The sequence below is a fragment of the Pseudoalteromonas sp. NSLLW24 genome, assembly GCF_015864725.1.
GTDB classification, from domain to species: domain Bacteria; phylum Pseudomonadota; class Gammaproteobacteria; order Enterobacterales; family Alteromonadaceae; genus Pseudoalteromonas; species Pseudoalteromonas arctica.
This window is the reverse complement of record NZ_JADYWQ010000022.1, coordinates 32,769-55,298: the sequence shown is the minus strand read 5'-3', so window position 1 is coordinate 55,298 and position 22,530 is coordinate 32,769. Positions and strand designations below refer to the sequence as shown.

Genomic DNA, 22,530 nt, shown 5'->3' with positions numbered 1-22,530 from the left:
TTTTTTCACCCAAATTTGTATGCAAATAGCATAACATTTCTTTCTTAATGGGTGACCAAAATTACTCTACCACTACACTTAGAGTTAATTACAGGAGCTCGTTTTTTAATTGAATTTGGCTGTTGGAGTTATTCTACAGTCTTGTTAGGAACCAGTGTTATTCGGAGGTTTTTTGATAGAAGTAAATAAAATTAACAACTTAAATCAAATACAAAATGGCACTCTTCGTACTCGTGCAGAAAGAGCACAAAGTGGACGGACACTTGAGTTTATAGCCAAATGTGATGGTCTTGAATCTGCGTTTTTATCTTTTGAAGATTGGAGTGATAAATCACTTGGATTTATTTACGAAATATACGTACTTCCGGAATTTAGAAATCAAAGCTTAGGTGGTTCACTTCTTCATAAGGCAGAAGAAGTTGCAATTAAGCTTGGGTGTACAAAGTTACAGCTTGATGTGCATGCTTTTGATCGAACTCTTGATAAGGGTGCTCTTTATTCTTGGTATTCTGAAAAAGGTTACGTTAGAGTTGGTAGTAATTCAGAACGCATGGAAAAATTAATCAGTAGCAAAAATGTCTAACAAGTGGTTAAGCGTTATCCACGCTCGCTAATAACGAGCATTAAAAAATAATATTTTTAGCACTATTTATAGTGCTAAATCCTCCCCAATCACAGCCTATCCCTTAAAGTTCTCAAAATACTCTTTTTGCAGTTCTATAGTAAGCGCTTTAGATCGAATGCCTTGTACTAGGTTGTATACCTCTTCTTATGTGTAACCTGTCGAATTTAAAATAAGTGCAGCGACCAACCTTGTGCCGCAGGTGCCACCTTTACAGTGTATGGCAATGGTTTGCTTTCGTTGTATGGCTTGCAATATATCGGTTTTTACATTTAGTGCTTATCGACTCTACATTATTTATATATGACAACTATAAGCATTACTGATTACAAGTTTAAGATTGAATAATAAGCATAAATACTGGATACTGTTTTTATATACAGTTGTGGCGATATTATGAAAAAAGAATTACCAGCAAAATACTATTTAGCGCATTTTAAAGAGCTTATTGAGTTTGTAACAAGTAAATGTATGCATTTACTTGAGCCTAAACATAGTGAATTTATTAGTAAAATTAACCAGCTAGATGAGCAAAGCCAGTGCATGTTGGCGCGCGTGTACTCACGCAAGCCTTATTTGGTGCAGGCGCAATCGCTCAATTATGAAGAAATAACATCGCCGCATCAGGCTATTTATGCGCTAAAAAAAGCGGGCATTTTATTTGAGCCAAACGAGCAGCATTATTCGCAGCTTTTAGCGCACTTAACTAAGCCTTCTTTGGTTGAGTTGCTAAGTAATTACAGTGAGCAAATAAGCTTTAAAAAGAGCGCTGCTAAAGGCGCGCTGGTGGATATTGCGCGTGAGTTTTTTAAAGCGTGCCCACAAGAGCTTGCGCCACTTTATAGCCAGTATGTAATTAATAACCGCAGTGATTACTACGAGTATTTTGAGTTTTTATTTGCAGGCAAACTAAGCAGCGGCGATGTAAATCATCAAAATCGTTTTGTAATGCGAGACTTAGGCTTAACCGCTACACGCGAAGGACACAGCGAGAGCTTGTCGCGTTTTGAAACACTTGACGAAGCGCAATCAAACTATTTACTAAACCGTTACCGGTTAGCATTTAAAAACATTACAGATGAGAGCGATTACGTCGCTTTAGCGTCGCAGGTTTTAGTGCAAGCTACACATGGTGCCATTGCCGTTGTATTAAAAAATAAATTATTAGTTAGGCTTTATAGGCAGCTAAAAACAGTTGATAGCGAACTTGCTTTTAGCTTACTAGAAGGGTGCGTGGATGATAGCGAAGCACAAGAAATTCAAATAAGAGAGCAATACAGGCTTGGCAATAAAGAGTGGGTAAAAGCTCGATTAGAAGCCATTATCGAAAACCCACTTACTGATGATTTACTGTATTTTGCTGACGATTTTTTAATGCGTAAGTTTAATAAAAAAACACGTTCGCGTTTAAGTGCCATGCTTGCCGATACTCAGTGCGTGCTAGAAATAGATGAACTGTACCGAGGTGAAGTAGAGCAGGGCGTAAACGATTATTATACTCGCCAAGGTATGGCTGTATTTAATACCGAAAACATGCTTTGGCAAAGTTTATTTGGTTTAGTATTTTGGCATGAGTTATTTGTGGAGTCGCCTTATCCACCATGCAATGAGTTTGATATTTATCCGCAAGTATTAAGGCTTGGTAATTTTTATGAAGCGCAGCAAACACAGATAAATGAGCGCTTAGCACAGTGTCAAACGCCACAAGCATTACTTAATTTGGTATGCAAAAATGCAGCGCAATACTTTGACCAACCTAACGGCTTGTTTAGATGGCGCAGCAATTTATTAGAGCCACTAGAGGCGCTCATTTTAAACAGCCCACTTGAGGCATTAATTACTCATTTAACAGCCATGAGTAAACATTATTTACAGCTAAAAGACGGCTACCCCGACTTAATGGTTATCAATAATGGCCAAGTACATTTTGAAGAAGTAAAAGCACCGGGCGATAAGCTTAGGCGCAACCAATTAACCACTATTGATAACTTAAAAAACGTAGGCTTTGAGGTACACATTGCTGCGGTTAAATGGTTTGTAGATCCAAACCGTATTTACAGCGTAGTTGATATAGAAACCACAGGCGGCTTAAAAGGCGGTAACCGTATTACCGAAATAGGCCTTGTAAAAGTGCAGCACGGTAAAGTAATTGATACCTGGACGAGCTTAGTTAACCCCGAGCGCCATATACCTGGATTTATAACGTCACTAACTGGTATTAGCGACAGCATGGTTTATAACGCGCCCGTATTTGCAGAGGTTGTAAAGCCACTAATTGATAAACTAGCAGGCAGTATTTTTGTAGCCCATAACGTTAATTTTGACTACGGCTTTATTAAAAAAGAATGCGAGATGGCAGGGCACTTTTTTAAAATGCCAAAAATGTGCACCGTGGTTGAATCGCGCAAAGCGTTTAAAGGCTTAAAGTCGTATTCGCTTGGTAATCTCTCATCGCATTTTAATTTAAATTTAACCAGCCATCACCGCGCATTGGCTGATGCAACCGCCACTGCCGAGCTGTTATTGCTGATACAAAATAGTGAAACGCTAACGCCGTAGGGTATTAGCTTACCTTTAAGTATTTGAAATTTAGGTCATAAGTGGTTTTATTGTAATTTTTTAATTTATTTTGGAATAAAGTGTTTTTGTAAATCGTCTTCTTTATGTCAATCCGACAAACTAGAGGACAAAACAATGACTAAATTAAATAAAATTGTAAGCGTAATGATGTTAAGCGGTGTGTGTACTTTTACAGGTGCAGTGCAGGCCGCTGATATTGAAATATCCCAGTCAACGTCGGCGCAGCAACAAACATCTACATCTATTGCGCTTTCACAAAACGGTTTAACAGCCAGTGGTAGCAATGACACAAACGCATCTAGCAATACACAAGTAACGGCTGATGACTCGCAAGCTACAGATTCAACGGCAAATAATACACAAACTTCAGCGCAAGAAAGCAGCGAGGCCGCAGAGCCTGCAAATTCATTAGTTGCATCTGCCAGCTCATCTTTAAATAACTCATTGAATGCATCGGCATCGTCTTTAAATGCCACAGGCAATACCACAGTCAATACAGCACTTGATGCAACCGCGCAGTTAACCTCATCGGCGGGTAATTTAACGACTGCAGTGAGCCAATCGTCATTACTTTCTGTTAGCTCTGAGCAAGCCGCTCAGCCTGATACTACTGATACACCAACAAGTGCCTCTTTACTTTCAAATGTGAGTAGCTCTACAGATTCAGTAACACAAGCTGATGCAACAAATGCGCTTAATGCGGGTGAGCTTACAAACCAATTAGCAATTACTAATACGGCTGCAAACTCAGTGAGTTCTGCACTGCAGGTAGGTGATGCAATTAATACCAGTAATGAAGTTGTAAGTAGTGTTCAGCAATCTTTAATTGCCAGCGTGCAAGATAGTACGGTTAGCAGTTTACAAAGCACGGTACAGCAAAGTGTTAGCGGGCAGGTGAGTGCAGCGGTCACTGATCAAATTAGTAACGATGTAGCACTTAGCACTGCAAGTGAAGTAGTAACCAACATTACTAACGATTTAGACCTAGGCCTTTAGGGCGTGTTGAAATTTGCGGATTGAAATTTGTTCAATCTAGGGGCGGTTAAACTGAGCAAAGCTTCCGTGTCCTGCTCACGCCCCTTACCTGCATCCATGTAGACAACAAATAGTTTATCGCCCCTAGGCAGAACCCGAAGGGCAGCGCATGTTTGGCATTTATGCTGCGTTATCGCCTATTTATGTGGAACAACCACACTTCATAGGCTCTGCCTTGCCTAAAAACCAAACATACTGCTGCAAATTCAACAATCAAAGATCAACACGCCCTAAGCGTGTTTGCACAAATGCCGAATAGGGAAACCTATTCGGCCTGTTGGAGAATAAATATGAAAGCAGTTATAACCGCGACACTGTGTGTTTTTAGTGCCCAAGCGGTGCTTGCACAAACTAACCACGTTAAAACAGCTGAGCAAAATAAACCCTTTAAAAGTAGCTTTGAGCTAAATGCAGATGCAGAAATTGGGGTATTAAGTAACTCGGCGCTCTCTGTTCAGGAGCTTGACGATATTTCGTCGCAAAGTGACAGCGGCATAAAAACCGCAGCCGGTGTTAATGCAAAATGGCAATTAACCAAAGGCGCTAAATTAACTTCAAGCTATAAGTTTGAACAACAAGACTACGATGAGTTTGATCAATACGATTTAGACCTTCATCAATATGGTTTAGATGGCAGCTATACCTTTAGTAATCACGAGGTAGGGGTTCGTTACGATGGTGCAAAAGCAAATGTAGATGGCGATACATTTTTACATTTTAATCAAGCCAGCGCCTACTATGGCCATTTTTTAAACCCGTATACGTATTTACGTATGAGCATAAAAACCAAAACTAAACGTTTTGCTAATGCAAAAGCACGTAATGCCGACGGCGTAGGTGCCGATGTAGCGCTTTATCATTTTATAAATAATGGCCAAACCATGCTAATGGCAGCGCTAAGTGCTGATAAAGAAAACGCCGACGACAACCAATACGACTTTAACGGTTACGGCTTTACTACTAAAGTTACGCACAAATTTACGGCCTTTAATGTGGCTAACAAAGTGGGGGCTGGCTGGCGTTATCAAAATAAAGATTACGATGAGCAAACAACGGATGATTTTTTTGAGCAAATACCGTCGCGAGATGAGCACCGAAATGTAGTTAATGCGTTTTATAACCTAGCTGTGTTTGAGCACGTAAAACTAATAGCCGAGGCTGAATATGGCGATTATCAATCAAAGCTTAGTAGTAATACCTATACGCAATCGGTTTTATCGGCGTCAGTTAAAGTGCACTTTTAGGTGGGTAAATGGCGCCATAACCAAAGGTGGTGTCTTTGCCTTGCTCGCCTAAATCGACGGCCAGCGATGTAAGCTCGTTAAGTGCTTTAGTTTTATTATTACCATGCTTTAACAATAAACAACTTAATGCCACGCTTACATGCGGCGCCGCCATTGACGTACCCGACTCCCTACTAAATTTTCCATTACTTTGGCTTGTAACAACATTTACACCAAGGGCTGTAAAGTCTATGTAATCGCCTTTATTTGACCATCTATAAATGTGGTTTTTTGAATCAATAGCACTTACCGCTATCACGCTTTTATACGCGCCTGGGTATAACGGCTGCGACGCCGGACCTTGATTACCCGCAGCAGCTACAATTAAACCATTTTGTTTTATTGCTGCAGTAATACTTGCTTCTAAAATTGCGTTATTTGGCCCCGTTAGGCTCATATTTATTACGGGTATTTTATTACTAACTAACCAGTCAAGTGCTTCTACTATGGCAAATAAAGTAGCCCCTTGTGCATATTCAGATTGCCTATAAAACACCTCGGCACTGTAAAGCTTGGCACTGCCTAAAAGCGGGTTAAGTTTTGCGCCTTTACCTGTAATTAGCCCTGCAATGGCGGTGCCGTGTAAATTTGGCGAGCTTAACCCTTTAGGTAAAAAGCTTTGCGTGGTGATATTGGCGCCTTTAAAAGCACTGTGTTTGGTATTAATGGCGCTGTCGATCATGCCAATTTTTACGCTTTGTGTGCAGTAAGGAGCAACAGGCTTATTTTGTGTTACTTTCACGCTAGGCTCGCCTGTTTGCGCTTGGTAAATGTGGTTTCGGTCAAGTATTGCAGACTCATCTAAGTTAAGCGCTTTTAATAACTCACTTTTAGAATTAACACCTTGGGGTACGTTAAAGCGCACTAAGCTCATGTTAAGTGCGTTGTAATTTTTTACCGATACAATAGTTACATTTTGCTGCTTTAGGGTATTAAGTTGTTGGCTATTTGCCATTAATAACCATTGGCGCTCTATAGCTCTAAAGCCGTTTTCAAGCTCTACTTCTACAAATGCGGTGTTTTGGCTATTTATATTAATGTTAAGCACATTAGGTAAGCTGCTAATTGGCTCACTTATTTTCGCTTTTAGTTCATCAATCGAAACTTGTGGTACAGGCACCGGAAGCGGCAGGCGTTGTGCTCGCTCTATAGTTTGCTCAATACGCTGCTCTATTGGGCTTAGCTGCCCAAGCACCTGATCGACTCTTACTATGTTGGCTGAACTCGTTGCGCTAAATATGCAAAGCGAGGCGGCTATTATGTGTTTAACGCGTGTGTTTTTAATATTCATAGTGGGTTACTTCTATTAAATTTATCATGCTGGTTAGTTAACGTTTAACACATAGAAATATTTCATTATTTAAATTATTTTGATTATTTGGGAATAAATGTTTTTTTGAATCGTCTTCTTTATAAAAGGGGTAAAAATCAATGAACGAAACTCTAAAAACCTTATTGCCCATGCTTAGGCGTTTTGCCTATTCGCTAACGGGTAGTAAAGCAGATGCAGACGATGTAGTGCAAATAACAATTGAAAAACTATTAGTAAAAGGCATTCCGGATGACGTTGAGCCTGCTAAGTGGGCATTTAAAATTTGCCGTAATGTGTGGATAGACGAATACCGCTCACGCAAGGTAAGGCAAAATACGGCTCAGGCCGATATTTTACCAGAACCAATAACAAGCAATGAACACCAAACACTCGAAAACAAACAAATGCTTAAAAATGTAAATACAGCACTTGGGCAATTACCCGAAGAGCAACGCGCCATAGTATCGCTGGTGGCAGTGCAGGGCATGGCCTATAAAGAAGTAGCACATACGCTAGATATACCTATAGGCAGTGTAATGAGTAAATTATCGCGCGCACGCAGCACGCTTTATAACTTAATAAAACCCGACTTTAAAAAGGAGCAAGTATGAACATTAACGACGAAACACTTAGCGCCTTTTTAGACTCAGAGCTAAGTGAGCACGAAATGGAGCAAGTGCGTAAAGCCCTTGAAACCGATGATGCGCTAGTAATGCGACTTGCAGAATTTAGCGAAGTAGACATGTTAGTAAAAGAGCACGCAACAAGTATTGACGACGCACCCCTTAGTGACTCATTAGCTAAAACGGTTGCAAAGCTTGATATAGCAACGAAAAAAAACACGTTAAACAGTAATGTAGTAACGTTAACGCCTTGGCAAAAGGTTAAGCAATCGGCTAATAAAAGTTTAGCAATAGCAGCAAGCATTGCTGTGGTATTTGGTATTGCAATGACTAGCTATTTACAACCCAATGAGTCGCAAAATTTAGTAGCCAGTAATACAGCCTCCGCCCTTAATACGCAGCTAAGTAGTGGTGTGTTTGAGCAAAGTGATGGCTCACTATTTAGCGCGCAGCTAAGTTTTAAAAATCAGCAAGGTGAGCTTTGTAGGCAGTATGCACTAAGCTCAAATAATACAACGCAAACAAGCATTGCTTGTAAAACGCAAAGCGGTTGGCAAATTAAAGCGCAAACAGCTACGCAGCAAAGTAACAATGGCGCGCAATATCAAACGGCGTCTAATAACAGTGACTTAGATGCTGTTATAGACAGCATGATCAGCGGCGCACCACTAGATAGAGTGCAAGAGCAGCAAGCAATTAGCGCAAAGTGGCAGTTAAACAAATAATAATGTGTATAAAACGAGGTGAACTATGAAAACATCTATTTTAATTATCAGTATTTTACTTATGGCGGGCTGTGCATCTAAACCTGATTACCGCGCCGCGAATAATGGCTCACAAGGTTACAGCGAGCAAAAAATTAGCGACGATCAATACCGAGTAGAATTTAAAAGTGTGTCAAACAACGTAGCCGATGCCGGTGACTATGCATTATTGCGCGCGGCTGAGCTTACACAAGCGCAAGGCTACGACTGGTTTGTTGTAACTAATAAAGAAACCTTTGTTGAGTCTAAATCGCAAGCTCCTGCGTCATCTATTAGTGCATCACAAAGCCAGCAATATGAGCGAAGCTGTGGTTTATTAACTTGCGAAACACGCGCTAGCCCAACAAGCAGCGTAGGCGTACAGTTAAGCAACAATGATAAACGCAAAGAAGTGCACACCCTGATTGATATTAAAATGGGCAAAGGTATAAAGCCAAGTGACAACAGCTTTAGCGCCCAAGACTTAATTGAAAACTTAAGCAAAAAGGCGCAAAAGTAAGCGTTTGGTAAAAGCGCTTGATATAAGTACTTAGCTTGTTTTAGCTAAGTGCTTTTTTCGTGGTAAGAAACCAGTAACCAGCATAGTGCCTACAATTACAAATAGTGCGCCTAGTAATGTATTTGGCCCTATTTGCTCATCTAAAAATAAATGCCCCCAAAATATGCCAAATAATGGAATTAAAAACGTGACTGTTAACGCTGAGGTTGGGCCAATATCGTCGATTAATTTAAAAAATAAAATATAAGCAAGGGCGGTACATACTACGCCCAGTACTAATACACCTAGCATAATGTTGGTGCTTGGTATTTCTCGTATTGGCATAAATAAGATAAGCGGTAATACCATAAAGCTCGAAGCCCACATTGAGCCATGGGCATTATCGAATGGGGCCAGTTTAGGCGCGTTTTTAGTGTAATGCGATGTAATGGCATAGCAAAGTGAAGCACTCAATGCTGCTATTATAGCCATTATTGATTGGCTATTTAATACAAAATGATTTTGCCCAACGAGTATTGCAACGCCTATTAAGCCAAGTAGTAAACCAAGCACCATACTTTTATTGGGCTTTGTTTTCGTCCATAAAATTCCAACGACAACACCCCATATTGGTGTTGTCGAATTTAAAATTGAGAGTGTGGATGCGCTAATAGTTTGGGCTGCGTAAGCAAAAAATAAAAACGGAAGGGCAGAATTAAACGCGCCTATAATAAAAAAGTGTTTTTTATGTTGGACAAACGCTAAGCGGCGTTTTAAATATAAAGCAACAATAAATAAAGTAACTGCAGCAAAGCCTACTCTAAACTCAATTAATACCGCAGGCCCCAAGCTGTTAGCTGCCATTCGCATAAATAAAAAAGAAGCGCCCCATATAGCGGCCAGAAAAAATAATCGCAGTAAGCTTGCTAAGGTCATGATAGTATTTTAATTAAGCTGATTGGTTTTTAGAATAACAGGGTTTATAAAAAGTGTAAGCCATATTCGGAACTGGCATATAAAAATAATAAATTAAGGATAAGAATGAAAACGTTCTCAGTAGTTTCTATGGTATTTATCACTTTTTTGGGTGGATGTAATTCAAGCTCAATCAACCTTTACAGTGATACCACCATGAAAAAGAATGAATACAATGGTATTAAAGCGTATCGAAAAGGACAGTTTGAGGCCGCTTTCAATTATTTAAAAGAGCCTGCTGGGCTAGGCTATAAAAGCGCACAATACACGTTGGCGTTTATGTTTTTGAAAGGCCAATACTTGGAGCAATCTACTAAACTAGGGATGGGCTGGCTAGGCGTTGCAAAGGAAGCGGGGGTTAAAAATTGGTCTGCGCAATACGATGCATTTTACAGTGCAGCGACTACGCAACAAAAACAACTAATAGATGAAACAGTTACGTTGTATATAACGCAATTTGGCGTTAAGGCACAAAATATGACCTGTCGTCGTTCAACTTCGCCTAGGCGTACATTTGGTGAAGTTAAAATTGATTGCACTAAACACGAAGGTATCGTTACCGAGCACGACATACAAATAATAGAATAGAGTTATAGCTTTTCTAGCTTCTTTTCAAAGTCGCTTTTTACAATATCGAGTGCTTTTAAGACCTCTTCTGGAGCAACATCGTGTTGCTCTAGTATCATAATTAAATCTACTGCAAGTTTAATATGTGTAGGGGCTTGATCAAGTGGGCTTGTCATTTAATTCTTTCTTTTTTGATATTTGGCTAATGGCGACATTTATTGCTGTTTGCACACGTTGTTCCATATGTATGCGTTCTGATTGCGGTAAATAAAACGCCATATCTACATCGTAGCGAATATATCGTGGCGGGAGCTGATTTAGTACCGTACAACAAAAGTCAGCCATTACATCTTCATCATATTTTTCATCAAGTTTAAGTTTGATGATTTCTTCAACTACAATCTTTTCGTAATAGTTGTGTATGTCTTCGTGTAATCGCATATTCCCACCGCTTTAAAATAATCCGTTTAACTGAGTCTATACTAAGGCTTACTATAAATCGATAGCGGCTTTAAATAGTTGTTTATGAACATTAATTAGTGAACTCAAATTACGCTGATAACCGCCGCCTAAAGCGCACATTAGTGGGATTTGATGTTGCTTACAGAAGTTGAGAACAAACAAGTCGCGCTCATATACGCCATTGAGCGATATATTGAACAAGCCTAACTCGTCTTTAGTGTAAATATCAACGCCTGCATTATACAAAATAATATCAGGGTTATGTATGCGCACGCAAAAATCGAGTGCTTGCTTTAATGTAGCAAGGTACTCATCGTCGGCTGTTTTAGCGGGCAATGCAAAGTCGTAAGTGGACTCTTGCTTATTACGAGGAAAATTTTGTTCACAATGAATTGAGCAGGTAATAATTTGGTTATGGTTTTGAGTGATTTGTGCTGTGCCATCGCCTTGGTGTACGTCGCAATCAAAAATTAAAACAGTGTCGGCTTGCTCTGTATTTATTAAATGTGCTGCTGCAATAGCTAAATCATTAAAAATACAAAAGCCACTGCCAAAATCACTATGAGAATGATGATAACCACCGCTTAAATTGAAGGTTAGATCGTGACTAAAAGCCGCTTCAGCAGCTTGAATACTCCCGCCAATAGATAAAAGAGTACGCTCTACAAGTTGTTGCGAATAGGGAAATCCCATCTTTTTAATTGCTTTATCACCTAGAGTCCCATTTAAAAAGTCATCTATATAACGTTGGCTATGACATAGCGAAAGTTGAGATTTAGTTGCTTTTATAGGCTCTTGAAAGTGAATAGCCGAAACACCTAGGTTTTCTATTTCTGTTTTAAGTAGCTTATACTTTTGAATAGGAAATCGATGACGTTCTGCAAGGATAAGGTCTGAATACAATGGATGATAATAAAGCTGCATAGTAAAGTTCGGCTTAACGCAGCTGCTGTTTTTCTACTTGTTGTATTTTGTCCTCGGTGGCAGAAATTGCTTTTCTGCAGCGGCCTAATCGAGCGTGTGTGCTTAATATTTCAAGGTTAAGCTTTTGTGCTTTAGCTGGCGATGCTTTATCCATTTGCATTTTACGCTCTTCAATCATGAGCACTAAACGGCGTTCAAACTCATGGTTTTGTTTTAATTCGTCGTAAAGCTCGTGCGATGATTGCATTATTTTTTGTACCGCTTGCTTATAAACGGTTTGCTTAGGGCGTGGTTTATAATGGCTTTTGTTTTCTTTAACCCAAATAGGCGTTGATTTAATAACGTTGAATACAGCTTGTACCTGAGCTCCTATACGTTCAAGTGCGTAAGTATAAGCATGGCGATGCTCACTTGGCGGTAATCTTGACACTTCATCTTCTATTTCTATTACGTAATCGACGAGGTTCATGCTTTTTGTACTAAAAACTGCGCGGTCAAACAAGCTAGGTTGCGCTTGCATGTAACGATTTTTAGAAAAAAGTTTAGCTTTATCAAATTGCTCAGCTTGTTGTTTTAGCGTTGCAACTTGTTGGCGTAGTTTATCTAAAGCCATTGAATGCATATTAAAAGTAAGCCTCGTAAATTAGTTTTAAAGCTAAAAGTATAACCATAGTATTAAATACAGGGCGAATAAATTTACTACCAAAACGTATCGCCGAATGTGCTCCAAACCATGCGCCTAGCATAATAAAAAAGCCCATTGTTATGCCAAGTAAAAAGTTTACATGGCCGAGTGCTACAAAGGTGATGAGCGATATAAAATTAGAAACAAAGTTCATTGAACGCGCTAAACCACAATTGAGTAGCAAGTTCATTTTATAAAGCATGCCATTAGAAGCGGTCCAAAATGTCCCCGTACCTGGGCCTGCTAAACCATCAAAAAAGCCTAATGCTAAACCCTGTAACCATTGTTTTATTTTCATCGCTTTGTTTAGTTTAGGGAGTTCATCGCCTTCTGTGGTACTTAAATTACCAAATAAGCTATAAGCGGCAACTAAAATAATAATAATGGGGAGTAGTTTGTTTAAAAAATCGATACTTAAATGATCAACAATAACAGTACCTATCAATGCACCTATTGCGGTAGCAATAATAGAGGCAGCCCAAAACTTTGGACTAAATAAGTTCTTTTTATAGTATGTATAGCTTGCCGTTAACGAGCCAAAACTTGCTGCTAGTTTATTGGTTCCTAGTGTTAAATGCGGAGGTAAGCCAGCTGTTAGTAAAGCGGGCACAGTTAACATGCCACCGCCACCGGCGATAGCGTCTATAAAACCTGCGGCAAGTGCAACAGCACATAAAACAGCCCAAGTTGTTGGATCGAGTGCGAGTTCAAACATTAATAATCTATTTGTCTTTTAAATGGTGGTAGGGTGTCGAGCATGGCTTTACCGTATCGCTTAGTAACTAAGCGCCTATCGAGAATAGTAATACAGCCTTCATCACTCTCTTTTCGCAGCAGTCTACCACAGCTTTGTACCAATTTCTTTGCGGCGTCTGGTACGGTAATCGTTAAAAACGGGTTACCGCCCTTGCTTTGTACAAATTCTGCTTGCGCTTCTTCTATTGGCGAAGTAGGTACAGCAAACGGAATTTTAGTAATTATTAAGTTCTCTAAATATTTTCCAGGTAAATCAAGGCCTTCTGAGAGGCTTTGTGTTCCAAATAAAATACTGCCTTTGCCTTCATCTATATTTTTGGTGTGTAATTTAAGCAACGCTTCTCGCGACATCTCACCTTGTACTAATAAGTTAAAACCTTTTGTTCTAAGAAACTTTGTTACATGGTCCATTTGCCAGTAAGAAGCGAACAATACAAGGTTCGCTTTTTTATCATTTAGGTACTCTGGTAAAGTTTTAGCTAGGTGATCACTAAAGTCTTTATCGGTAGGTTCTACTTTAGATACCGGAATACGTAAAGTGGCTTGTTTTGGGTAGTCAAAAGGAGAAGGTACTTTAATAAATTTAACGCCTTCTTCTTTGGCAAGCCCTGTTTCGTAAGCAAAGTGATCGAACGAGCCGAGTGCACTTAATGTAGCAGAACACAAAACAGCACCTGCGCATTCGCGCCATAATTTATCTTTTAGGTAGTAACCGACCTCAATAGGGCAGTCGCTTAATAAGTGATCGTGATGGCTTTTGTATTCAAGGCGTTTTATCCACCGTGCATGCGGAGCACCTTCACCTTTTTTAGCGTAACTAAACCAAAGTTTGTTTAGCTGCTCTAATCGGTTTATGTATTGCCCGCTTTCGCCTAGTATTGGGTCGGCAACGTAAGGTTTTATGTCGCCGTCACTTACATCTTGGGTGAGTGTGTCGTGCATTTTGTTTAAGCAGCGCAGCGCATCTTGCGTGGCTTCGCTTATGTCTTTTGCTTTACTGTGCAGCGATTGTGGAATTTCACCGTGTTCAAAGCGATAAGTATCGTCTTTTGAGTATTCAAAGTCGGCATTATCAAGAATGTCGCGAACTACTTTTAAATCTTTATTCGCGTCATTAATGCTGTCGCAAAGTTTAAAGTTTTGCCCAATAGCTCTTTGCCCCACTAAAACCTTCGCCATTTTCCCGCTAAACTTGGTGAGCTTATCAAGCCATTCTATCGTGCCTTTGATTGTGGCAGCAGCTGATGAAAAATCGCGTGTTATATGTGCTAAATGGTGGGCTTCATCAATAACGTAAATGGTGTTGTCGGGCTCTGGTAAAATTTTACCACCGCCTAGGTCTAAATCGGCAAGTAATAAAGAGTGATTAATTACCAGTACATCCATTTGCATTAATTGATTACGAGCAAGCTGAAACGGACACGTTTGATGGGCCTTCATTTGGCGTTGGCATGAATGTTTATCGCACGCTATTAAGTTCCACACTCTATCGGGTACAGTATCGGCCCAACTGTCTCTATCGCCTTGCCATTTTTTATTCACATAGGCGTTATATAGCTCATTCAAACACTTGGTTTCCATTGCGCTAAATGGTGAAGTAAGCGTTGGCATAAAGTCCATTTGTGTTTGGCTATCGCCGTTTACAGCATTATGTAATTTGTGGGCACAAATATAACGATGGCGACCTTTTACTAAATCAAATTTAAAGTCGAGGCCTGAATGCTTTTTAAAAAATGGGAGTTCTTTTGCTATTAATTGTTCTTGCAGTGCAACCGTTGCGGTAGAAATAACTAGCTTCTTTTTTTGCGCTAAGGCAAGCGGTAATGCGCCTAAACAATAGGCAAGAGACTTACCTGTACCGGTGCCTGCTTCAATTACGCAAATGCGCTGCTTTTTATGGTATTCGCCAGCAAGCGTTTTTGCTATTTCGGCTACAAGGTAGTTTTGACTGCTACGAGGGCGATAATCGTTTAGGTTACTAGCCACATGCTGGTGTACTTGCCTAATTGTTTTTTTTAGTGAGTCAGAAAGCATGGGATGATTTACCTAAAGTATGTATATAATTACAGTGCTATGGATTTTAGAGTTATAAGAGTGTAACTACAAGCAGCTTGTTTACTAATTTAGCCTATTAAGCAGTGGCGTTAGATGATTTGCATATTTTTTCCAGTCAGTCAACGCTTCTTTGTAAATTGGCTTACGTACTTGTTCTGAACTGGGAGTTAAAACAGGGCGTTGGTTATTATAAAACTCATAACACGCTTGCTCTACTACTAAATTGCAATGTTCAAATAAATCATCAACCGTTTCAGTGAAGTTGTTTATTAAGCTTTCATAATTAATTGTATATATTTCGTCAGGATATACGCTATGCCAATGTGTCATCAGCTTATAATATTCATTCATGTAGTGAGCTAAATCTTCCTGATCATAGCTATAACTATGGCCTTGTGAAAATGAGTGCTTATAAAGGCTCCATGCAGTCGCTTTTTTATCTCGTTCTACATCGATTATTTTTGCATTAGGGAATAAAGTTTTGATAAGAGCAATATGTTGAAAGTTGACTGGTTGTTTATCAATAAAGTAAGGCTTGTTATTGCGAAAAGGTTCAATGAATTTTAAGTAGCGTTTGGCTAATGTTGCCAAGTGATCTTGAGTCAAACTATTTAGCTTATAAGGTACGTTGCTTTTTATCTGAAGGTTTTCTAACTCTACTGCAATAGAATTGATTTCTGATAATTCATAGCTAGCGTCAACATGGCTATGCGATGCCAGTATTTGCTCAATAAGTGTAGAGCCACTTCTAGGCAAGCTTACAATAAATATTAGCTGGACTTCATTTTCGGTTGAGGTATGTACTGTATTGGCTACTTTTTTGGTTAGGTATTTTTTACAGCGTTCATTAAAGTCATTAGTAATGTAAGGGGTAAGTGACTTTTGTAAATCGTTACTTATTCTTAGCTGCAAAAAGGCATCTTCGTACCTGCTATGTTGTTCATATGCTTTAGCTAAAGCAAAGTGAAGTTGTGCTTTATTTAATTTATTTGAGTCTATTGTTATCTGCTGTTCTAAATTAGCTATATTGAGCTGAGTGAAAGTATATGTTTTTAAGTTTGCTAAGTTCCAATAGGCTTCGCCTATATGGGGAGCTAGTTTTATTGTTTTGCAATAGTACGCAATAGCACTTTGGTTATTGCCAATTATCTTTTCTATGTTTCCAAGTCTTAAATTGCAATATGCGGGGTAATAATTTTTATTTAACAAAGATTGGTAATTTAGAGATGCATTTTTGAAGTCCATCATTTTTACATAGGCAGCAGCGAGTAGACTTTGGGATTGTGGTAGTAAAGTAACTAATTTGGTCGACCTATTATAAAAAGAGATTAGTTCTAAATATTGCTTTGTATTAAATAATGCTTCAATGTGCGCATCATAAGCGGCTGATTTTGTGCTGTTTATATTTATATTATGAGAAGTAATAGCCAAATACGTTTTTAAGTCGTTTGCCTGAAAAGCTATTTTACTTAATAACACTAAAACACGGTATTCATTCGCTACAAGCTTGAGCAACTCATGGGCAATGTTTTCTGCTGGTTTTAATTCTTTGTTTAATAGATGCTGATTCGCTTTATCTAAACGTTGGTTAAACCAAGCAATCATCTCATATTGTTTATTGGCTTGTTGGTATTGCTCTTGCTCTTTTAACTGTCGATGTACTTGGGCTAATACTTGCCAAGCTTGATGGTGCTCTGGTGCAGTTTGAATTAAAGATAATATTATTTTTTTTGCTTGTTGAAGCTTGTTTTGTTGAAGTAGATTATTAGCGTGTTGGATAATTTCAGAAGGGCTCATTGAATGCTCATATTATTTTTTCTTAAGACTAACTTAGAAAGAAATAAAATATAACCTGCTTTACAAATTTTATTTTTGTCGTTTTTTATTACAAGGCTTATTTCATTAATGCACTTAGACTCGGGGTTTATTCTCTCTACAGAAACAGTTGATTCACCTTTGGGCGTAAGTTTTGTTATTTGGCTTTTAACTGAAAAAGGGCCATTAAAAACAATTAGCTTACCAGAGTCAGTTGTTTTTTTTATCAAGTTAAAGGATAAGGCGACGGTAGAAAAAGTACTGCGGCTCTCAGGTGTTTCTTTTGAAATTGTCCCTGTAGAACTAAAAGATTTCCAGCAGGGGACTGTGGCTGGTTGCTACTTTAAATCACTTAAGCATTACTACAATGCGTTAAAAGCTCTAAGCGCAGAGAGCATTGTGACATACGAAGATGACATACGGCCTATAGATCGCTTTTTAATGGAGCGATTTATTAAAGGCTCCACATGGGTGAGAGGAGATATTACACATAAAGACGGATATAGGCTGTTAACCAATTGCCAATTTAAAAATAACCCAGATGTAAATCCTAAGTTTAAAACAGTTTCTTTAGACATCGAATGCAATGGAGAAGGGGTATTATTCTCCATTGGTTTGGTCGGTCATGGCATTGATTGTGTATTAATGATTGGCAGTCCGATTAAATATGGTGATGCAATTGAAGTAATATGGTGTGTTGATGAAATCGATCTTTTACATAAATTACAGCACTTTATAGCAAAAACAGATCCAGATCTTATTATTGGTTGGAACGTCATTGAGTTTGATTTTTCTGTTCTTCACTCCAGAGCTGAAACTCTAGGTATAGAATTGCGTCTTGGACGTAATAACGAAAAAATAAAATTACGAGTAGGCCATTATACTCGATTAACTATACCAGGAAGAGTTGTTATAGACGGTATAGACACGTTAAAAAATGCGACCTACCACTATGATAGCTTCAGCCTGTCAAATGTAGCTGCTAAGGAGCTTGGTGAGAAAAAGTTCATCAGTTCAAGTGACCAGCTAGCAGAAATTGAACGCCAATTTAATGATGATAAGTTATCCCTTGCGAAATACAATAGACAAGATTGCGTACTGGTTCTACGTATTTTTATCAAATTAAATTTACTTGATTTTGCTGTTGTTAGGAGTCAATTAACGGGGCTTGAACTTCATAGAATGGGAGGTTCAGTCGCTTCATTTGTTAACCTTTATCTGCCCTTACTTCACCGAAGTGGTTATGTTGCACCTAATTTAGGAGATCATGGCTTAAGTTTTGATAGTCCTGGAGGGTATGTAATGTCTTCAAAACCGGGGTTTTATAAAAATGTACTTGTACTCGACTTTAAAAGCTTATATCCATCAATTATGCGTACTTTTTGTATAGACCCTCTTGGTTTAATTGAGGGGTTGCTCAATCCAAAAGATGCAATTCCAGGATATAATAATGCACTTTTTTCAAGACATAAAAATCATTTACCAGCCCTTATAAAAACTCTATCAATAACAAGACAAGAAGCAAAAGATAGCCAAAAACCTATGTTATCGCAGGCTATAAAAATTATTATGAATAGCTTATATGGAGTGCTTGGTTCTCGGGGGTGTCGCTTTTACGATCCACGTCTTTCAAGTTCAATCACACTACGTGGGCACGATATAATGCAAACCACAAAAAAATGGATAGAGGAGTGTGGGTACAATGTAATTTATGGCGATACAGATTCAATATTCATTACTTTGGATGACGGTTTGAATACGCTTCAATGCGATGAAATTGGTAAACAATTAGCTATTAATATCAATCAACAGTGGGTACAAGAAATTAGTCAGAAGCACGACTTAGAGAGCTTTTTGGAGATTGAATTTGAAACCTTATACAGTCCTTTTTTTATGCCTACAATTAGGGGGAAAACGATGGGCTCTAAAAAACGATATGTAGGTCAAAAAATTAATAAAAATCACAATGAGCTAGTATTTAAAGGTGTTGAAGCAGTTCGAAGTGATTGGACTGAGTTCGCTCAAGAGTTTCAAGTAGAGTTGTTTGAAGCTTTGTTCAGTAGTGACTATAAAATAAGCCTTTTAGAGGAGTTAGTTAATTCTTACTCTAGGCGTTTACAAAATGGAGAATTTGACGATAAATTAATTTATAGAAAAAAATTAGGACAAAATTTAACTGAATATAAAAAGAATATTCCACCACATGTCCAAGCAGTTAAAAAATATAAAGCTCTGAACCCAAACTTTGAGGTTAAACGAGGGCAAGTTATAGAATATGTTTACACCTTTGATGGACCAGAGCTCAGTGATACAAATAAAAGACTGAATTATCCTTTGTATATAAAAAAACAATTAGACCCAATAGCCGAAATGATTTTTAGTGCTATGGAAGTGACGCTATCAAAGAGCATTCAAACCTCTCTCTTTTAAGTTACTGTAAGCTAAAAGTTAACCTTTGTGAATTTAATCCCTCCTTTTTATAATTTCCCCTAATGCAGTAATGGCGCTATTTAATAATGCCAATGTAAATTTTTTGACTCTAAATTGTAATTCTTTGGCTGTAAAAGTATTGCTAATTAACATTAGGTTAATTTTATGTTGACCACGTTGTGTTGCTGGTATTATCATAGCGTATGATTACTATTTATTAACAAATGGTAATCAAGCAAAAAAATATAAAAAATATAAAGTATTCTGGGAGAATCAAATGTTAAATAATAAAGTTTCAAAGGCGGTTCGCTTAGCGATAGCTTTCGGTACAGCTTCAACAGCTGCGTTTTCAGCAAGTTCTTTTGCTGCTGATGAAGAAAAAGTTGATAAAGTTGAACGAATTGAAGTTACTGGTTCACGTATCAAACGAACAGATATGGAAACAGCTAGCCCGGTACAAGTAACAACTGCAGAAGAAATTGCTGTTGCAGGTTTTACTCGTGTTGAAGACATGATGAATAGTTTGCCGCAACTAGAAGCGTCTAACACTTCTTTCCAATCAAATGGCGCTTCGGGCACTGCAACGCTTGATTTGCGTGGTATGGGCGCTCAGCGTACTCTTGTTCTTGTAAACGGTCGTCGTATGCAAGCTGGTGGTATCTACACACAATCAGCTGATATTAACCAAATTCCTGCTGCGCTAATTAAACGCGTAGATGTAATGACTGGTGGTGGTTCATCTACTTACGGTGCAGACGCTGTTGCTGGTGTTGTAAACTTTGTAATGAACGATCAGTTTGAAGGTTTTGAAGTTAATGTAGGTACAACTGCTTACCAACATAATAACGATAATGAATACATGCAAGGCCTAATGGATGATGCTGGCTTTGAGTATGAAGAAGGTAATACGGGTCTTGATGGCGCGTCGTTTGATTTTGCAGCGACTCTAGGTGGTGCATTTGATAGTGGTAAGGGCCATGCAGTAGCTTACTTTACTTACAACAGACAAAACGAATTACGCCAAGGTGCACGTGATTACTCATCTTGTGCTCTAAATGCAGCTGGTACTGCTTGTGGCGGTTCAGGTAATGCTGTTAACCCTAACTTCTATATCTCAGCTCCTAACGCTGACGGTGTTGTAGATTTTGGTGAAGGCCAGTATGAATACTGGACTCTAGGTCAAGATAGCAGCTTTATTCCTTCAGTTGGTAATACATATAACTACGCGCCAATTAACCACTTTATGCGTCCTGATGAACGTCATACATTAGGCATGTTTGCTAACTACGAAATCAATGATAGCTTCCGTCCGTTCATGGAAGCAATGTTTATGCGTAACCGCACTACAGCGCAGATTGCTGAGTCTGGTACGTTCTTTAATGATAATTACTCAATTGATTTTGATAGCCCATTATTAAATGATACACAACGTGCACAACTAACTGAGCGCTTTGGGTTGACTTCTGGTGATCAGTTTGCAACTTATATTGGTAAGCGTAACGTTGAAGGTGGTGCTCGTGCAGACAGCCTTGAACATAACTCTTTCCGTTTAGTACTAGGTAGTAAAGGCGAAATTAACGACCTTTGGTCTTACGAAGCATTTGCTCAATACGGTTCAACTTCATCTTCTTCAGCATATGAAAATGACTTCTTTGGTCCGCGTATAATCACTGCTTTATCAGCAAATGGTGAAGATTGTAGCGCGACTTCTGGTTGTATCCCATATGATGTTTTTCAGTTTGATGGTGTAACTGAAGAAGCTGCAAAGTCATTAACAGGTACAGCAATTCTTAACGGTGTTACTGAGCAATTGATTGTAAGTGGTTTTGTTACTGGCGAATTCGATTTTTCACTTCCATCTTCAGAGTACCCTGTTGCTGCAGTATTTGGTGCAGAGTATCGTGAAGAAACATTCAGTAGAACAGCTGACGAAGTATACGCACAAGGTCTATTACTTGGCCAAGGTGGTACTACTAAGAGTTTAAATGGTGGTTATCAAGTACGTGAAGTGTTTGGCGAGCTTAGCCTACCAATCGTTGAAGATTTACCGTTAGTTGAAAGTTTACTTGTTGAATTAGGCTACCGTTGGTCAGACTATAGCACTTCAGGTGCTGAGCCGACTTATAAAGTGGCAATGAACTGGGATGTTACTAGCGATTGGAAAATTCGTTCAAGCTACAACCGTGCAGTTCGTGCAGCAAACAATGGTGAGTTATTTGCTCAACAAAGCACTGGTTTATGGGCAGGTACAGATCCATGTGCTGGTACACCGACTTTATCAGCAGCTGAGTGTGCAAATACAGGTGTTTCTGCAAGCCAGTACGGCAATGTAGGTAAGAGCCCTGCGGATCAATATAATGCTCTGTTTGGTGGTAACCCAGATTTATCTCCAGAAATCGCTGATACTATTACTTTAGGTGTTGTTGGTAACCCATTTGAAAACTTCAACTTCTCAATCGATTACTGGGATATTGAACTTGAAGACGCGATTGGTAATATTGACCCAGAAATTCTTGTTACACAATGTGGTAAAAGCGGCGCGGCTGTATTTTGTGATAACGTAGACCGTACACCTGGTAGTGGTAGCCTTTGGATAGGTTCTGGCCAAGTTGTTGCTACAAATACTAACTTAGGTAATATCCATTACGAAGGTATCGATTTAAGCGCAAACTACGATATGGAAATTGCTGAAGGTACATTAAAAACTAGTATCATTGGTACCTACATGTTAACTAAGGAATTTGATAATATTCCTGGTGTAAGTGAAGTATATGACTGTGTTGACTCATTAGATAACGGTTGTTTCCCTCAACCAGAATGGCGTCATGTTGTATCTGCTAGCTACGACACGGGCAGCTGGTGGAGAGCTACTGCTAAATGGCGTTTCTTCAGCGGTGTAAACGATTACACTGGTGCTGATACATTAGTACAAGACGACGGTATTAGCTCACAAAGCTATATTGACCTTAAAGGTACATTTACTATTAATGATTACACGTCTTTATTAGTAGGTGTTAACAACGTTATGGATAAAGAGGCACCTCTAGTTGGTGGTTCATTATCAACAAACGCAAATGCTATTGCTGGTTACTACGATTCGTTAGGTCGTTACTTCCATGCGAGCCTTTCATTAAAATTCTAATTTGAATTAATTAATGTATATT

General features: G+C 38.8%; 19 protein-coding genes and 1 pseudogene. 10 read left to right on the top strand and 10 right to left on the bottom strand.

Annotated features, from left to right (window positions below; all coding sequences use genetic code 11):
• The first annotated feature begins 172 nt into the window (after window positions 1-172).
• On the top strand, window positions 173-583 hold the full coding sequence (locus I6E72_RS17950) for a GNAT family N-acetyltransferase (protein ID WP_197113533.1): 411 nt from the start codon (window positions 173-175) through the stop codon (window positions 581-583).
• 96 nt (window positions 584-679) lie between these two features.
• Here the strand turns inward: I6E72_RS17950 and I6E72_RS19800 are convergent.
• A pseudogene (locus I6E72_RS19800) lies at window positions 680-889 on the bottom strand (protein phosphatase); the annotation flags it as partial.
• 129 nt (window positions 890-1,018) lie between these two features.
• On the opposite strand from I6E72_RS19800, the gene I6E72_RS17945 reads away from it, so the two are divergent.
• The 3 genes from I6E72_RS17945 to I6E72_RS17935 all read left to right on the top strand — a co-directional run bounded on the left by I6E72_RS17945 (window position 1,019) and on the right by I6E72_RS17935 (window position 5,481).
• Window positions 1,019-3,181, top strand: a complete 2,163-nt coding sequence (locus I6E72_RS17945; RefSeq protein WP_231620585.1) for an exonuclease domain-containing protein — start codon at window positions 1,019-1,021, stop codon at window positions 3,179-3,181.
• A gap of 135 nt (window positions 3,182-3,316) precedes the next feature.
• Entirely contained in the window at window positions 3,317-4,198 is an 882-nt protein-coding gene (locus tag I6E72_RS17940; protein WP_197113530.1) for a hypothetical protein, read from the top strand.
• A gap of 329 nt (window positions 4,199-4,527) precedes the next feature.
• A complete protein-coding gene (locus tag I6E72_RS17935) occupies window positions 4,528-5,481 on the top strand; it encodes a hypothetical protein (protein WP_197113528.1) in 954 nt (317 codons plus the stop codon).
• On the opposite strand, the gene I6E72_RS17930 is transcribed toward I6E72_RS17935, so the two are convergent.
• Complete coding sequence (locus I6E72_RS17930) at window positions 5,465-6,811, bottom strand: S8 family serine peptidase (RefSeq protein ID WP_197113525.1); 1,347 nt, start codon at window positions 6,809-6,811, stop codon at window positions 5,465-5,467. The genes I6E72_RS17935 and I6E72_RS17930 overlap by 17 nt on opposite strands.
• Before the next feature lie 140 nt (window positions 6,812-6,951).
• On the opposite strand from I6E72_RS17930, the gene I6E72_RS17925 reads away from it, so the two are divergent.
• From I6E72_RS17925 to I6E72_RS17915, 3 genes are read left to right on the top strand one after another with little or no spacing between them, the layout of a single operon-like run.
• Window positions 6,952-7,443, top strand: coding sequence for an RNA polymerase sigma factor (locus I6E72_RS17925; RefSeq protein ID WP_006793586.1), 492 nt, complete (start codon window positions 6,952-6,954; stop codon window positions 7,441-7,443).
• Entirely contained in the window at window positions 7,440-8,180 is a 741-nt protein-coding gene (locus I6E72_RS17920; protein ID WP_197113522.1) for an anti-sigma factor family protein, read from the top strand. The genes I6E72_RS17925 and I6E72_RS17920 overlap by 4 nt, the downstream gene beginning before the upstream one ends.
• A 25-nt stretch (window positions 8,181-8,205) precedes the next feature.
• Entirely contained in the window at window positions 8,206-8,718 is a 513-nt protein-coding gene (locus I6E72_RS17915; RefSeq protein WP_197113519.1) for a CC0125/CC1285 family lipoprotein, read from the top strand.
• A 30-nt stretch (window positions 8,719-8,748) separates the two neighbouring features.
• Here I6E72_RS17915 and I6E72_RS17910 read toward each other — a convergent pair whose 3' ends face one another.
• Entirely contained in the window at window positions 8,749-9,633 is an 885-nt protein-coding gene (locus I6E72_RS17910) for a DMT family transporter (RefSeq protein WP_197113516.1), read from the bottom strand.
• Window positions 9,634-9,738: 105 nt separating this feature from the next.
• Here I6E72_RS17910 and I6E72_RS17905 point away from each other — a divergent pair, with 105 nt between their 5' ends.
• Window positions 9,739-10,260, top strand: coding sequence for a sel1 repeat family protein (locus I6E72_RS17905; RefSeq protein ID WP_197113513.1), 522 nt, complete (start codon window positions 9,739-9,741; stop codon window positions 10,258-10,260).
• A gap of 2 nt (window positions 10,261-10,262) precedes the next feature.
• On the opposite strand, the gene I6E72_RS17900 is transcribed toward I6E72_RS17905, so the two are convergent.
• The 7 genes from I6E72_RS17900 to I6E72_RS17870 form a co-directional block, all read right to left on the bottom strand.
• The gene (locus tag I6E72_RS17900) at window positions 10,263-10,415 is read right to left on the bottom strand and encodes a DUF2496 domain-containing protein (RefSeq protein WP_197113510.1); all 153 of its coding nucleotides are present in this window, start codon (window positions 10,413-10,415) and stop codon (window positions 10,263-10,265) included.
• Window positions 10,399-10,680, bottom strand: a complete 282-nt coding sequence (locus I6E72_RS17895) for a late competence development ComFB family protein (protein WP_024590772.1) — start codon at window positions 10,678-10,680, stop codon at window positions 10,399-10,401. The genes I6E72_RS17900 and I6E72_RS17895 overlap by 17 nt, the downstream gene beginning before the upstream one ends.
• Before the next feature lie 51 nt (window positions 10,681-10,731).
• On the bottom strand, window positions 10,732-11,625 hold the full coding sequence (locus tag I6E72_RS17890; RefSeq protein WP_197102670.1) for a histone deacetylase family protein: 894 nt from the start codon (window positions 11,623-11,625) through the stop codon (window positions 10,732-10,734).
• A gap of 13 nt (window positions 11,626-11,638) precedes the next feature.
• Window positions 11,639-12,247 (bottom strand): primosomal replication protein, encoded by a 609-nt coding sequence (locus I6E72_RS17885; RefSeq protein WP_007584039.1) that lies wholly within the window; start codon window positions 12,245-12,247, stop codon window positions 11,639-11,641.
• A gap of 1 nt (window position 12,248) precedes the next feature.
• Window positions 12,249-13,025 carry a sulfite exporter TauE/SafE family protein gene (locus I6E72_RS17880; protein WP_024593658.1) on the bottom strand — a complete coding sequence of 259 codons (777 nt, stop codon included), beginning with the start codon at window positions 13,023-13,025 and terminating at the stop codon, window positions 12,249-12,251.
• Window positions 13,025-15,100 carry an ATP-dependent DNA helicase DinG gene (dinG, locus tag I6E72_RS17875; protein WP_197113507.1) on the bottom strand — a complete coding sequence of 692 codons (2,076 nt, stop codon included), beginning with the start codon at window positions 15,098-15,100 and terminating at the stop codon, window positions 13,025-13,027. The genes I6E72_RS17880 and dinG overlap by 1 nt, the downstream gene beginning before the upstream one ends.
• Before the next feature lie 84 nt (window positions 15,101-15,184).
• Entirely contained in the window at window positions 15,185-16,918 is a 1,734-nt protein-coding gene (locus I6E72_RS17870) for a tetratricopeptide repeat-containing sulfotransferase family protein (RefSeq protein ID WP_197113504.1), read from the bottom strand.
• Between the two features lie 108 nt (window positions 16,919-17,026).
• On the opposite strand from I6E72_RS17870, the gene I6E72_RS17865 reads away from it, so the two are divergent.
• Both I6E72_RS17865 and I6E72_RS17860 read left to right on the top strand, forming a co-directional pair.
• A complete protein-coding gene (locus tag I6E72_RS17865; protein ID WP_197113501.1) occupies window positions 17,027-19,366 on the top strand; it encodes a DNA polymerase II in 2,340 nt (779 codons plus the stop codon).
• Between the two features lie 277 nt (window positions 19,367-19,643).
• Window positions 19,644-22,508: a TonB-dependent receptor domain-containing protein gene (locus tag I6E72_RS17860; protein WP_197113498.1), complete on the top strand. Its 2,865-nt coding sequence runs from the start codon at window positions 19,644-19,646 to the stop codon at window positions 22,506-22,508.
• Window positions 22,509-22,530: the final 22 nt, after the last annotated feature.

Excerpts from the sequence above, each read along its gene's own strand:
- I6E72_RS17945 (WP_231620585.1), top strand. The coding sequence starts at position 1,019 with ATGAAAAAAGAATTACCAGCAAAATACTATTTAGCGCATTTTAAAGAG.
- I6E72_RS17940 (WP_197113530.1), top strand. The coding sequence starts at position 3,317 with ATGACTAAATTAAATAAAATTGTAAGCGTAATGATGTTAAGCGGTGTG.
- I6E72_RS17935 (WP_197113528.1), top strand. The coding sequence starts at position 4,528 with ATGAAAGCAGTTATAACCGCGACACTGTGTGTTTTTAGTGCCCAAGCG.
- I6E72_RS17930 (WP_197113525.1), bottom strand. The coding sequence starts at position 6,811 with ATGAATATTAAAAACACACGCGTTAAACACATAATAGCCGCCTCGCTT.
- I6E72_RS17925 (WP_006793586.1), top strand. The coding sequence starts at position 6,952 with ATGAACGAAACTCTAAAAACCTTATTGCCCATGCTTAGGCGTTTTGCC.
- I6E72_RS17920 (WP_197113522.1), top strand. The coding sequence starts at position 7,440 with ATGAACATTAACGACGAAACACTTAGCGCCTTTTTAGACTCAGAGCTA.
- I6E72_RS17915 (WP_197113519.1), top strand. The coding sequence starts at position 8,206 with ATGAAAACATCTATTTTAATTATCAGTATTTTACTTATGGCGGGCTGT.
- I6E72_RS17910 (WP_197113516.1), bottom strand. The coding sequence starts at position 9,633 with ATGACCTTAGCAAGCTTACTGCGATTATTTTTTCTGGCCGCTATATGG.
- I6E72_RS17905 (WP_197113513.1), top strand. The coding sequence starts at position 9,739 with ATGAAAACGTTCTCAGTAGTTTCTATGGTATTTATCACTTTTTTGGGT.
- I6E72_RS17900 (WP_197113510.1), bottom strand. The coding sequence starts at position 10,415 with ATGACAAGCCCACTTGATCAAGCCCCTACACATATTAAACTTGCAGTA.
- I6E72_RS17895 (WP_024590772.1), bottom strand. The coding sequence starts at position 10,680 with ATGCGATTACACGAAGACATACACAACTATTACGAAAAGATTGTAGTT.
- I6E72_RS17890 (WP_197102670.1), bottom strand. The coding sequence starts at position 11,625 with ATGCAGCTTTATTATCATCCATTGTATTCAGACCTTATCCTTGCAGAA.
- I6E72_RS17885 (WP_007584039.1), bottom strand. The coding sequence starts at position 12,247 with ATGCATTCAATGGCTTTAGATAAACTACGCCAACAAGTTGCAACGCTA.
- I6E72_RS17880 (WP_024593658.1), bottom strand. The coding sequence starts at position 13,025 with ATGTTTGAACTCGCACTCGATCCAACAACTTGGGCTGTTTTATGTGCT.
- dinG (WP_197113507.1), bottom strand. The coding sequence starts at position 15,100 with ATGCTTTCTGACTCACTAAAAAAAACAATTAGGCAAGTACACCAGCAT.
- I6E72_RS17870 (WP_197113504.1), bottom strand. The coding sequence starts at position 16,918 with ATGAGCCCTTCTGAAATTATCCAACACGCTAATAATCTACTTCAACAA.
- I6E72_RS17865 (WP_197113501.1), top strand. The coding sequence starts at position 17,027 with ATGCACTTAGACTCGGGGTTTATTCTCTCTACAGAAACAGTTGATTCA.
- I6E72_RS17860 (WP_197113498.1), top strand. The coding sequence starts at position 19,644 with ATGTTAAATAATAAAGTTTCAAAGGCGGTTCGCTTAGCGATAGCTTTC.